Origin of the sequence: Rhodococcus sp. WB9, assembly GCF_007558985.1 — a bacterium.
Taxonomy (GTDB): Bacteria; Actinomycetota; Actinomycetes; order Mycobacteriales; family Mycobacteriaceae; genus Rhodococcus_F; species Rhodococcus_F opacus.
In genome coordinates this window covers 2,464,239-2,476,883 of record NZ_CP041769.1, presented here as the reverse complement: position 1 = coordinate 2,476,883, position 12,645 = coordinate 2,464,239, and the positions used below count along the sequence as shown (strand labels likewise).

At 68.2% G+C, this 12,645-nt stretch carries 9 protein-coding genes; 4 read left to right on the top strand and 5 right to left on the bottom strand.

The window, feature by feature from the left end:
* Positions 1-5 precede the first annotated feature (5 nt).
* On the bottom strand, positions 6-1,391 hold the full coding sequence (locus FND50_RS11535; protein WP_005255744.1) for a cystathionine beta-synthase: 1,386 nt from the start codon (positions 1,389-1,391) through the stop codon (positions 6-8).
* A 135-nt stretch (positions 1,392-1,526) separates the two neighbouring features.
* On the opposite strand from FND50_RS11535, the gene FND50_RS11530 reads away from it, so the two are divergent.
* Together FND50_RS11530 and FND50_RS11525 are read left to right on the top strand one after the other, a co-directional pair.
* The gene (locus FND50_RS11530; protein WP_144285863.1) at positions 1,527-2,549 is read left to right on the top strand and encodes an SGNH/GDSL hydrolase family protein; all 1,023 of its coding nucleotides are present in this window, start codon (positions 1,527-1,529) and stop codon (positions 2,547-2,549) included.
* A gap of 107 nt (positions 2,550-2,656) precedes the next feature.
* The gene (locus FND50_RS11525) at positions 2,657-3,874 is read left to right on the top strand and encodes an acetyl-CoA C-acetyltransferase (protein ID WP_144285862.1); all 1,218 of its coding nucleotides are present in this window, start codon (positions 2,657-2,659) and stop codon (positions 3,872-3,874) included.
* 64 nt (positions 3,875-3,938) lie between these two features.
* Here FND50_RS11525 and FND50_RS11520 read toward each other — a convergent pair whose 3' ends face one another.
* The 4 genes from FND50_RS11520 to FND50_RS11505 all read right to left on the bottom strand — a co-directional run bounded on the left by FND50_RS11520 (position 3,939) and on the right by FND50_RS11505 (position 7,277).
* A complete protein-coding gene (locus FND50_RS11520) occupies positions 3,939-4,259 on the bottom strand; it encodes a DUF1330 domain-containing protein (protein WP_025432155.1) in 321 nt (106 codons plus the stop codon).
* Positions 4,260-4,408: 149 nt separating this feature from the next.
* The gene (locus tag FND50_RS11515; RefSeq protein WP_005255740.1) at positions 4,409-5,263 is read right to left on the bottom strand and encodes a Bax inhibitor-1/YccA family protein; all 855 of its coding nucleotides are present in this window, start codon (positions 5,261-5,263) and stop codon (positions 4,409-4,411) included.
* A gap of 162 nt (positions 5,264-5,425) precedes the next feature.
* Positions 5,426-6,568 carry a class I SAM-dependent methyltransferase gene (locus FND50_RS11510; RefSeq protein ID WP_144285861.1) on the bottom strand — a complete coding sequence of 381 codons (1,143 nt, stop codon included), beginning with the start codon at positions 6,566-6,568 and terminating at the stop codon, positions 5,426-5,428.
* Between the two features lies 1 nt (position 6,569).
* Positions 6,570-7,277, bottom strand: a complete 708-nt coding sequence (locus tag FND50_RS11505) for a nitroreductase (protein ID WP_144285860.1) — start codon at positions 7,275-7,277, stop codon at positions 6,570-6,572.
* A 103-nt stretch (positions 7,278-7,380) separates the two neighbouring features.
* On the opposite strand from FND50_RS11505, the gene FND50_RS11500 reads away from it, so the two are divergent.
* Complete coding sequence (locus FND50_RS11500) at positions 7,381-10,878, top strand: serine/threonine-protein kinase (protein ID WP_144289032.1); 3,498 nt, start codon at positions 7,381-7,383, stop codon at positions 10,876-10,878.
* A 200-nt stretch (positions 10,879-11,078) separates the two neighbouring features.
* Positions 11,079-12,542 carry a catalase gene (locus tag FND50_RS11495; RefSeq protein ID WP_005238953.1) on the top strand — a complete coding sequence of 488 codons (1,464 nt, stop codon included), beginning with the start codon at positions 11,079-11,081 and terminating at the stop codon, positions 12,540-12,542.
* The last annotated feature ends 103 nt before the right edge of the window (positions 12,543-12,645 follow it).

The following is a 12,645-nucleotide window of genomic DNA, read 5'->3' as shown; positions in this document are numbered from 1 at the left end:
ATCGTCTAGGAGCCGGCGCTGAGGAACCCGAGAAGGTCGTGGCGGGTGATGACCCCGGCGGGCTTGCCGTCGTCGACGACCATCAGCGCGTCGGTGTCGCCGAGCGCCTTGGTGGCGGCCGACACGGGCTCACCCGAACCGATGAGTGGGAACGGCTTGCTCATGTGCTTCTCCACCGGGTCGGCCAGGTGCGCGCGTCCCTCGAACACGGCACTGAGCAGGTCACGCTCGGTGACGCTGCCCGCCACTTCACCGGCCATGACGGGCGGCTCCGCGCCGACGACCGGCATCTGGGACACCCCGTACTCGCGGAGGATCTCGATGGCGTCGCGCAGCGTCTCGGATGGGTGGGTGTGGACGAGGTCCGGGAGTTCGCCGGACTTGCCGCGCAGCACGTCGCCCACGGTCTTCTCGTCGGGCTTGCCGTCGAGCGGGGTGCGGAGGAAGCCGTAGGACGCCATCCACTTGTCGTTGAAGATCTTCGAGAGGTATCCGCGACCACCGTCGGGCAGCAGGACGACGATGACGGCGTCGGGGCCCTCGCGCTTGGCGACCTCGAGTGCAGCGACGACAGCCATGCCGCAGGAGCCGCCGACCAGCAGGCCCTCTTCGCGCGCGAGGCGACGGGTCATCTCGAAGGAGTCGGCATCGGACACGGCGATGATCTCGTCGGGGATGGACGGGTCGTAGGCGCTCGGCCAGAAGTCCTCGCCCACGCCCTCGACCAGGTACGGACGGCCAGTGCCACCCGAGTACACGGAACCCTCGGGGTCGGCGCCGATGACCTTGACCTTGCCGCCGGACACCTCCTTGAGGTAGCGGCCGGTGCCGGTGATGGTGCCGCCGGTGCCGACGCCTGCGACGAAGTGGGTGATCTTGCCGTCGGTGTCGGCCCAAATCTCGGGGCCGGTGGTCTCGTAGTGGCTCTGCGGGCCGCCCGGGTTGGAGTACTGGTTGGGCTTCCAGCCGCCGGGGAGTTCGCGTGCGAGCCGGTCGGAGACGCTGTAGTAGCTGTCCGGGTGCTCGGGCGCGACCGCGGTGGGGCACACCACGACCTCGGCGCCGTAGGCCTTGAGGACGTTCCGCTTGTCTTCGCTGACCTTGTCGGGGCAGACGAACACGCACTTGTATCCGCGCTTCTGGGCCACCAGGGCGAGGCCGATGCCGGTGTTGCCGGAGGTGGGCTCCACGATGGTCCCACCCGGCTTCAGCTCACCGGACGCCTCCGCGGCGTCGATCATCTTGACCGCGATGCGGTCCTTCGAGCTTCCGCCCGGGTTGAGGTATTCGATCTTGGCTGCAACGGTCCCGTGGTTCTCCCCGATGACAGAAGAGAGCTTGACGAGAGGGGTGTTGCCGATCAGGTCGACGACGTGTTCCGCGATGCGCATGCCTCCATGCTCCCAGATGCCCTGATCCGATGCTCACAGACGTCCGGCACGGGGGCCCTGATCCGACTAGATTGGTGCGGACGCAGTCCGCTGGAACCCGTGAGATGAGCACCAGGTAGCGGAAAGGTGAGACCAGTGCCCAAGAGGACCTGGCAGACCGGAGTGAAAGCCGGCGCCGCGGCTGTCGTGGCAGGTTCGAGCGCAGGCACGCTGTCGTGGGCGGCGTACTCCTATCTGATGTCGCAGGCGACGGCGGCCCGCGGTGTGATCGGGCGCAACGTCGCCAAGCCGCCGGAGGCCGACGGCGTCTACTCCCCCGGCGCCGCGGTCCCCGAACGCTGGCTACGGACCGTCTCGTACGACGTCCATCTGATGATTTTCGGCGACTCCACGGCCGCCGGGGTGGGATGCCTGTCGGCGGACGAAGTGCCCGGTGTGCAGATCGCGAGGCGCCTCGCCGACGAGACCGGCAAGCGGATCAGGCTGAGCACCAAGGCCATCGGCGGCGCCACGTCCCGCGGGCTCAGCGGGCAGGTGGACGCGATGTTCGTGGCCGGACCGCCGCCGGACGCCGCGGTGATCCTGGTCGGCGCCAACGACGTGACGTCCAAGAACTCGATCCGGGCGTCGGCGCGCAGGCTCGGGGAGGCGGTCGAACGGCTCCGCGCCCACGACTGCGCGGTCGTGGTCGGAACGTGCCCCGACCTCGGGGTGGTCACCGCGATTCCGCAGCCCCTGCGGACCGTCGTCCGAATGTGGGGGTTGCGCCTGGCCCGGGCACAGGCGGCGGCGACCAGCGCGGCGGGTGGCCACCCGGTGGCGTTGGCCGACCTGCTGGCGCCGGAGTTCCTGGCGGCCCCCGACCGGATGTTCTCCTCCGACCACTTCCACCCGTCCGCGGCGGGGTACGAATTGGCGGCGATGCAGATCGTGCCCGTTCTCGCGACCGCTCTGGGCATGTGGCACGGCGGACCGCTGCCCGACCTGCCCGAGGTGTCGGAGGCCGCGGAATCACGCAAGCTGTCGACCCGAATGACCGCCTCGCTCAACCGTTTCCTGTGGCGACTCAGTGCCCGGCGACGCTCACCTGCCCACCTCGACGAGCTCCTCGCGATCGAGGAGGCGTCCGCGTCCAGGACGCGCCGGGTCGCTGAGTGAGATGGCGATGTCCCCGGTGCCGCCCGGCAACGTAAGTTGTCGGGAAGGCTACAGAACGGGTGGTCTGCAACACAGTGCAGACCCCCGCAGTTGACAAAGGAGTTTTCATGCCCGAGGCAGTCATCGTCTCCGCAGTACGCTCACCGATCGGCCGAGCCATGAAGGGCTCGCTCAAGACCATCCGCCCGGATGATCTGACGACGCAAATGGTGGCCGCGGCTCTGGCGAAGGTCCCCGAACTCGATCCCACCGAGATCGACGACCTGCTCCTCGGCTGCGGCCAACCCGCAGGCCAGTCGGGTTTCAACATCGCCCGCGTCGTCGCAGTGGAACTGGGCTACGACTTCCTGCCCGGTGTCACCGTCAACCGCTACTGTTCCTCCTCGCTGCAGACCACCCGCATGGCACTGCACGCGATCAAGGCCGGCGAGGGCGACGTGTTCGTCTCCGCCGGCGTCGAGTCGGTGTCCAGCTTCGTCACCGGCAACGCCGACGGCCTGCCGAACACCAAGAACCCGAAGTTCGCCGACGCCGAGGCGCGTACCGCGAAGCTCGCCGAGGGCGGCGTCGCGTGGACCGACCCGCGCGCGGACGAGCAGATTCCCGACGTCTACGTCGCGATGGGCCAGACGGCCGAGAACGTCGCATCGGCCACCGGCATCACCCGTGAGGAGCAGGACCGCTGGGGCGTCCGCTCCCAGAACCGCGCGGAGGAAGCGATCAAGAACGGCTTCTTCGAGCGGGAGATCACCCCGGTCACCCTCCCCGACGGCACCGTCGTCAGCACCGACGACGGCCCGCGCGCCGGCACCACCTACGAGGGCATCAGCCAGCTCAAGCCGGTGTTCCGCCCGGACGGCACCGTCACCGCCGGCAACGCGTGCCCCCTCAACGACGGCGCCGCCGCGCTCGTCATCATGTCCGACACCAAGGCCAAGGCGCTCGGCCTGACCCCGTTGGCCCGCATCGTGTCCACCGGGGTGTCCGGACTGTCCCCCGAGATCATGGGCCTGGGCCCGATCGAGGCCGTCAAGAAGGCCCTCGCCATCGCGGGCAAGTCCATCTCCGACATCGATCTGTTCGAGATCAACGAGGCCTTCGCGGTCCAGGTCCTCGGATCGGCTCGCGAGCTGAAGATCGACGAGGACAAGCTGAACATCTCCGGCGGCGCCATCGCCCTCGGTCACCCGTTCGGCATGACCGGTGCCCGCATCACCAACACCCTGCTCAACAACCTCCGCGAGCAGGACAAGACGTTCGGCGTCGAGACGATGTGCGTCGGCGGCGGGCAGGGCATGGCCATGGTCCTGGAGCGCCTGAGCTAGGCCTCCGGCCCGTGCGCCTTTTTGGTAGCGGTAGCGGCCAGAAAGGCGCACGGGCGCGAAGCGCCTACCCGAGGATGTCGGTGGCCTTGTGGTCGGCGTCGACTCCGTCGGCCATTATCACCAGTCCGTCGGAATGCTCGGCGCGGAGCGGGAGGATCTCCCGGTACGCGTCGGACGCGTACCAGCCTTCGAGGTGCTCGCGGTCGGGGAACTCGATGACGATGAACGCGCCGTTGGACGTTCCCTCGACCACGTCCTGGCGTCCGCCGTGGACGATGAACTTGCCGGAGAACGGGCGGAGGGTGCCGTCGATGCGTTCGAGGTATTCGACGATCTGCGGACCCATGTCGACGTTCTCGAGGTGGGCCATTCCGTACGCGCTCATGTCGTGCTCCTTCGGGTGGGGCTGGTTGCTGCACACGACATTCCTCCGTCGGGATACGCGCGTCGATTACCTCCGAGGTAATCGAACCGAGCCCGCACAACAGAGAAGGCCCCCGAGAGCATGCTCTCGGGGGCCGTCTCGTGGAACTACTAGTCGCTGTTGAAGTAGCTCAGGAGTCGCAGGATCTCGACGTACAGCCACACGAGGGTGACGGTGAGTCCGAATGCGACGCCCCACGCTGCCTTCTCCGGCGCCTGTGCCCGGATCAGCTGGTCGGCGGCGTCGAAGTCCAGCAGGAAGCTGAACGCGGCGATGCCGATGCAGACGAGGCTGAAGATGATCGCCAGGGGACCGCCGTCGCGGAGACCGAGGCCGCCTTCGGTGAAGAAGCTGGCGATCACGTTGCCGAGGGCGAGGACGACGACACCGATGAGGGCGCCGATGATCATCCGTGTCAGGCGGGGCGTGACTCGGATCGCGCCCGTCTTGTAGACGACGAGCATGCCGAAGAACACGCCGAACGTGCCGAGTACGGCCTGGGCGATGAGCGCCGCTCCCCCGACTCCGCCGAACGTGACGTCGGTGAACATGAACGACAGGGCGCCGAGGAACAGGCCCTCTGCCACCGCGTAGGCGAGGACGATGCCCGGGTTGTCCATCTTGCGGCCGAACGTGGCCACGAGGACCAGCACGAGACCGACGAGGCCACCACCGATGACCAGTGGGGTCGCGAGGTTCGCGTCGTTGCTCACCAGGAAGTAGGAGATGATCGCCGACACCGTGAGCACGCCGAGCGTGACACCCGTCTTGGTGACGACGTCGTCGATGGTCATCGAACGGTAGTCGGGGCCCGTCCGGTAGGGCTCGGCCTGCGTGTACTGCGGCTGACCGAACTGCTGCGTGACCTGCGCTGCGCCGGCCGTCGTAGATCCGAACGAGGCGTATCCGCCGCTGCCCTCTTGTTTGGGCAGGTTGCGGAACACCGGGTTACTGGTGGTGCGCACCGTGCACATCCCTTCTCGTGGCTCGCCGGGTGGATCCGGTTTCTTGTACGTTGAACGTCCCGCACCCACCGCAAGTTCCCGTTCGTCGCTTTCGGGTCGGACAATTCGGACTCTACCGGTGCCGCGGGGACACCCGCCAGACGAGGCCGGTCGGCGTGGCGGTCAGGCCACCGACCGGGTGACCGTGAATTTGGGATTCCGGCCGACCACGTCGGTCGGACCGACGAGCCGCTGCAACCGGCCCCGGTACCCGAGGTGCGAGTTGTACACGGTCCACAACTCGCCGCCGGGCCGGAGCACGCGCCCGGCTTCGGTGAACATCTTCGACGCGCCCCCGGTGTGGACGGCCGCGCCCACGTGGAACGGCGGGTTGCACAGGACGACGTCCTGGCTGTCGGTGGCGAGCGTGGACATGGCGTCGTCGCGCAGCGTCCTGACCCGTCCGTCGAGACCGTTGGCGCGGGCGGTGGCGGCGGCCGATGCCACCGCGGCGGCGGACTGGTCTGTGGCGATCACCGAGACCTCCGGGAGGAGCCGGGCCAGGCTGACGGCGAGAATGCCCGTTCCGCAGCCGAGGTCGACCGCGGCCCGTGCACCGGGATTCACGCGGGGTAGGAAGTCGAGGAGATACCGGGTCCCGATGTCCAGCTTGGGGCCGGCGAACGCGGCCCCGTACGAGACGACGTCCAGCCCGATCTCGGCGAGATGATCGGTGACGGGGTACGTCTGCTGCGCCCCCTCCACCGGACCGCTCGCGATCAGCACCCGCGACTTCTGCCTGCCGAGGGTCGCGCGGACGTCGGAGAACGAACGCCCGAGCACGTCGTTCATGGCGGTGGAGATGTGCTTGTTGCGCCCACCTGCGTAGACGACGACGGACGGGTCGGCGTGGCGGGCGATCGCCTCGGCGACCTCGGTCAGTTCGCCGAGGCTCCGCGGCAGCTGCATCAGCACGACGGTTGCGCCCGCGAGCAGCTCCTCACCGAGCGCGCACGACCGGTAGCGGTTCGCGAGCGCGACCGTCGCGGCGTTGGCGGCGAGCGCCAGTTCCCCGGTCAGCGGGTCCTGGTGCACGCGGATCCCGGTGGAGCCGTGCGTCGCCGCGGCGCCGAGGGTGAGCGCACCGTAGTGGTCGCCGATCACGGCGAGCGTCCCGGGACACGCCGCCGACAGGGCCGCCGCGGCCTCGTCGAGGATCAGCCGGTCGGCGGCGTCGACGGCCGTCAGGTTGGGGGCCTCGACGTCGGGACGGCGGCGGAGGCGGGCGAACAGGGCGTCCCGGTCGAACACTTCGGAGTCGAGCACGTTACTGCGACACCCACTGCGCGACGTTGGCGACGGGTTCCCGGTGGGTGCGGAATCCGTTGACGGGGTTCTCCGTGTCGGGGTAGCCGAACGAGATCGCGCAGACGACCCTGCGGTCCTCGTCGAGCGAGAAGAAGTCGTGGATGAACCGCGAACTTCCCGCGACGGCGGCCTGCGGAATGGTCGCGACCCCGAGGCTCTGCGCGGCGAGGAGGAATGTCTCGACGTACAGGCCGCAGTCCACGGCGCCGTATGTGCCGAGCGCTTCGTGGGTGGTGACGATCGCGACGTGCGGCGCGCCGAACAGGTCGAAGTTCTTCATCGTCTGCTCCGCCGACGCGGCCCGGTCGCCGGGCGCGATGCCGACGCTGGAGTACAGCTGCATGGCGCACTCCCGGCGGCGTTGCTTGTGCTCGCCGACGTATTCGCGGGGCCACTCGAAGTCGGACTCCTGCGGGTGGGTGCGGACGTACTCCGCCAGCCCGGATCGGAACCGATCGGTCCCCTCCCCCTCGGTGATCGCGACCTGCCACGGCTGGGTGTTGCACCACGACGGCGTCTGCTGCGCGAGCTCGAGGATCCTCTCGATCACCTCGCGCGGCACGTGCGTCGGTAGGTAAGCCCTGCAACTGATCCGCGCGTCGAGGAGCTGGGCCAGGGTCCGCTCGGCCAGGCTCGTGTCCGTTGCCGCAATGCCGGTATCCGTCACCGTCGAATTCTCCTCGGGTCTACTCGTTCTCGAACACCGCTCTCTGTGTCGGGCGACCGCGATATGCTGGCGTCAGTGCACCGAGAAGGTGATTTCATTGAGTGTGCCACGACACCCGGAAAGCAGTTCCGGGCCGACCGACTCGGATCCGCAGGCTACCAAGCGGATCGTCGTGACCGACATCGTCGCGGAGCTGTCGTCGGAGGGATTCGACGACGCCCGCGAGATCGGCCGGGGAGGGTTCGGGGTCGTCTACCGCTGCCTTCAGACAGCGCTCGACCGCACGGTCGCGATCAAGGTGCTGTCCTCCGATCTGGACGGTGAGGACCGCGAACGTTTCCTGCGGGAACAGCGTGCGATGGGGAAATTGTCGGGGCATCCCCACGTGGTCGACATCTTGCAGTCCGGGGTGACACGCAGCGGCAGGCCGTACATCGTGATGCCGTACCACTCGCGCAATTCGCTCGACGCCTGGATTCGCCGTGAAGGGCCGCTGCCGTGGAGTGAAACGCTGCGCGTCGGCGTGAAGCTGGCGGGCGCTCTGGAGACGGCGCACCGGCTCGGCACCCTGCACCGCGACGTGAAACCCGCCAACATCCTGCTCACCGGATACGGCGAACCGCAGCTCACGGACTTCGGCATCGCGCGGGTCACGGGCGGATTCGAGACCACGTCGAGCATGATCACCGGTTCACCCGCGTTCACGGCGCCGGAGGTCCTCCGCGGTGACGCACCGTCCGCGGCTTCCGACGTGTACAGCCTGGGTGCCGCCCTGTTCTGCCTGCTCACCGGTCATGCCGCGTTCGAGCGGCGGAGCGGGGAGCGGCTCGTCGCGCAGTTCCTCCGCATCGCGACGCAACCCGTTCCGGACCTGCGGGGCGAGGACATTCCCGACGACGTGTGCGCGGCCATCGAGCGCGCCATGGCCGAGGAACCGACCGACCGCCCGGCTTCGGCCGCGGAGTTCGGCCAGGAACTCCGCGACATCGAGCGCAGGCACGGGCTCGATGTCGACGAGATGGCGCTCCCCGCCGCGGCCGACGAATTCCCGCGCACCGAGCACCCGGCGGCGCCGACCACGCAGTCCTCGGCGTCCGGGGGCAGTCGCAGCTACCGCCGGCGGTCGGGTGCCACTCCGCCGAGCGCCGCGGCCCGCTTCCGCCCGCCGACCCCGATGCGGTCCCTGGTGGAACGCACCCGTCTCCTGGATCTGCTCCGGCTGGGTCAGCGGAGGCGGTTGACGCTCATCCACGCACCCGCCGGCTTCGGGAAGAGCACGGTGGCCGCGCAGTGGCGCGACGTGCTCATCGAAGACGGCTCCGCCGTCGCCTGGCTGACGGTCGACAACGACGACAACAATGTCGTGTGGTTCCTGTCCCACCTCGTCGAGGCGATCCGCCGGGCCGAGCCGACCCTGGCGGACGAACTGGGGCAGGCGCTCGACGAGAACGGTGCCGAAGCGGAACGGTATGTGCTGACCTCGCTGGTGAATCAGGTCCACGACAGCAAGCGCCATGTGGTGGTGATGATCGACGACTGGCATCGCGTGACGTCGCCGGACACGATCGCCGCGATGGACTTCATCCTCGAGAACGGCTGCCACCACCTGCAGATGGTGGTGAGCAGCCGAAGCCAGGCAGGGCTTCCGCTGGCCAAGATGCGGGTGCGCGACGAACTCGTCGAAATCGATTCCGTGGCTTTGCGCTTCGACCTCAACGAGTCGCAGCGGTTCCTGGTCGACCTCGGTGGACTGCACCTGGAGGATTCCGACGTGGAGGCTCTGGAGGAGACCACGGACGGGTGGGTGGCGGCGCTGCAACTGGCATCGCTGTCGCTGCGTGATCGCGCCGATCCCGGCGATCTCATCCGGCACATGTCGGGCCGCCATCATGCGATCGGTGAGTACCTGGCGGAGAACGTGCTCAGCACACTCGAGCCTGCGCTTCTCGACTTCATGCTCGCCACGTCCGTCACCGAGCGGGTGTGCGGCGACCTCGCCTGCGTGCTCGCGAACGTGACCCGCGGTCAGGCCCTGCTCGAACAGGTCGAATCGCGCGATCTGTTCCTGCGCAGCCTCGACGAGGACCGGGAGTGGTTCGAGTACCACCACCTGTTCGCCGAGTATCTCCGCCGGCGCCTCGAGCGCGATCATCCGTCGCGCGTGGCGGACCTGCACCGCGCGGCCGCGCACTGGTTCGCCGACCACCACTACGTCAGCGACGCAGTGGATCACGCGTTGGCGGCGGGCGACCGCGACGTGGCTGTCGCGGTGGTCGAGGAGCAGGGCATGTACCTGGTGGAGCACTCGCGGATGGTCGCGCTGCTCGGCCTCGTCGACAAGTTGCCGCGGCCGCTGGTCGAGTCCAGTCCCCGCATTCAGATCGCGGTCGCGTGGGCGAACATCCTGCTGCAGCGGGTGGCGCCGACGCTGCGGTCGCTCTCGCTGGTCGCGTCGACCCTCGAGTCCTCGAAGCTGAGCGAGACCGAGCAGGCGGACATCCGCGTGGAGGCCGACATCGTCCGCGCCGTGATCGCGGTGTCGTCCGATCGCATCGCGGGAGTTCCCGACCTCATCGCGGAATGCCTGGCCCGCCCGGAAACCCTACGCGCGTGGGTGGTTTCGGCGGGGTCGAATCTCGCATCCGCCGTCGCGATCGCCCAGTTCGATTTCGTGGAGGCTCGCCGCCTGCAGGAGTGGGCCACCGGGTACCACCAGCGGACCGTCGGACCGTTCAGTACGATGTACGGGTACTGCTTCGCCGGCATCGCCGCGATGGAACAACTCGACATCGCCGCGGCCGAGGACAACTTCCGGCTGGCCGTGCAGACCGCGACGAAGTCGGCAGGCACCCACTCACATGCCGCACGACTTGCAGGCGCACTCCTCGGCGAGCTGATGTACGAACTGGGCCATCTCGACGAGGCCGAACGACTCCTCGACGAGAGCTACGAGCTCGGGCCCGAGGGCGGCATAGTCGATTTCATGATCGCCCGCTTCGTCACCGGCGCCCGGCTGAAGGCGGCGCGCGGCGACGTCGTGTCCGCCGCCCGCCACCTCGACGAGGGCGCGTCCGCGGCGGCGTCGCTGGGACTCCCCCGGCTGCGGGCCCGGGTCGAGAACGAGCGGGTCCGGCTCGGTCTGCCGGCCTCGCCCCAGCCCCCGGCCACTGCCGGGAAGGCCAACCGGGAACCCGATTTCGGTTTCGCCGAGATCGTCGCGCAGCTCGACGACGCCACCGAGATCCGGAAGCAGTCGGCCGACGAGCCCGACGTCGCGTGCCGCCGCGCGGAGGAGTGGGTACGCAGGGTCGAACGGGAGAGCCGGCCGAGGGCCGCCATGCAGGCCAGTCGCCTGCTCATCGCATGCCTGGTCGCGGCGGGCCGGGTCGACGAAGCGAAGCCGCTGCTGGCGTCCGTCGCCGCAACGTGTGCACGAATCGGCTTCGTGCGCTATCTGATCGACGGCGGACCGCGCATGGTGCCCGCGCTGACGGCACTCCTCGAGGACAGGCGAGCCGGCCGCTGGCAGTCCGACTGGCCGGATGTTCCGGAAGAGTTCCTGGTTGCGGCGCTGGAGACGCGGACACCGGTCGAGAGTTAGCGTGCGCTTTCTTGACTAATTCAAGAAACGATGGTGCAGTGTGACCGTGGACACACACGAGGGCGGGAGACGGCCACCACCACGTCGCATCCCGTGAGGGTGGTTCAATCCGCGACGTCGACCGTCCATCGGCGAAGCCTCTTGCCCGACAGCCAGTTCCAGAAAACCCACCGCGAGAGTCAGCAACGAAGGGATCCACTGTGAGCCGAGAGACCACTGCGAACACGGGCGACAAGCTCACCACGGCCGTAGGCGCACCCGTCCCCGACAACCAGAACGTCGTCACTGCCGGGCCCCGCGGGCCGCAGTTGCTGCAGGACGTCTGGTTCCTCGAGAAGCTCGCACATTTCGACCGCGAGGTCATTCCGGAACGCCGCATGCACGCCAAGGGTTCCGGTGCGTACGGAACGTTCACGGTCACGAACGACATCACCCGGTACACCAGCGCGAAGATCTTCTCCGAGGTCGGCAAGAAGACCGACCTGTTCGCCCGCTTCTCCACCGTCGCCGGTGAGCGCGGCGCCGCCGACGCCGAGCGCGACATCCGCGGCTTCGCGGTCAAGTTCTATACCGAGGAAGGCAACTGGGACCTCGTCGGCAACAACACCCCGGTCTTCTTCTTCCGCGACCCGCTGAAGTTCCCCGATCTCAACCACGCCGTCAAGCGTGACCCCCGCACGAATCTGCGCAGCCCCGACAACAATTGGGACTTCTGGACGTCGCTGCCCGAGTCGCTGCACCAGGTCACCATCGTGATGAGCGACCGCGGTATCCCCTCGTCGTACCGGCACATGCACGGATTCGGTTCGCACACGTTCAGTTTCATCAACGCCGAGGGCGAACGCTTCTGGGTGAAGTTCCACCACCGCGTGCAGCAGGGAGTCGAGAACCTCACCGACGCCGAGGCCGAGGCCCTGGTCGGCGCCGACCGCGAGAGCCATCAGCGGGATCTCTTCGACGCCATCGAGGCCGGCAATTTCCCGAAGTGGAAGCTGTGCGTGCAGATCATGCCCGAGGCCGACGCCGACACGGTCCCCTACCACCCGTTCGACCTGACGAAAGTGTGGCCGAAGGCCGACTACCCGCTCATCGAGGTCGGCGAATGGGAACTCAACCGCAACCCCGACAACTACTTCGCCGAGGTCGAGCAGGCGGCGTTCAACCCGGCACACGTCGTGCCCGGCATCAGCTTCTCCCCGGACAAGATGCTCCAGGGCCGGTTGTTCTCCTACGGTGACGCGCAGCGCTACCGCCTCGGCGTGAACAACTACCAGATCCCGGTCAACGCGGCCCGTTGCCCGGTGAGCAACTTCCACCGCGACGGTGCCATGCGGGTCGACGGCAACAACGGTGGCACCCTGCACTACGAGCCGAACAGCTACGGCAAGTGGCAGGAGCAGAGCCGGTACCGCGATCCCGCGCAGGGCGTGGGTGCGTTCGCCGACCGGTTCAACTTCCGGGAGGACGACGACGATTACTTCTCGCAGCCGCGCGTGCTGTTCAACAACATGAGCGACGAGCAGAAGCAGGTGCTGTTCGAGAACACCGCGCGGGCCATCAACGGCGCGTCGCAGCAGGTCGTGCAGCGGCACATCGACAACTGCACGCAGTGCGATCCCGCCTACGGCGAGGGCGTCGCGAAGGCGATCTCCGCGCTGGGCTGACAGAACACCCGGGTCCGCCCGGTCCGGGATCGTCCCGGACCGGGCGGACACTTCTGCCACGAACAGGGACCGCCGCGGCATATCGTGGACTTCCGGACTCTTT

Coding starts and splice junctions, on each gene's coding strand:
- FND50_RS11535 (WP_005255744.1), bottom strand. CDS start 1,391: ATGCGCATCGCGGAACACGTCGTCGACCTGATCGGCAACACCCCTCTC.
- FND50_RS11525 (WP_144285862.1), top strand. CDS start 2,657: ATGCCCGAGGCAGTCATCGTCTCCGCAGTACGCTCACCGATCGGCCGA.
- FND50_RS11520 (WP_025432155.1), bottom strand. CDS start 4,259: ATGAGCGCGTACGGAATGGCCCACCTCGAGAACGTCGACATGGGTCCG.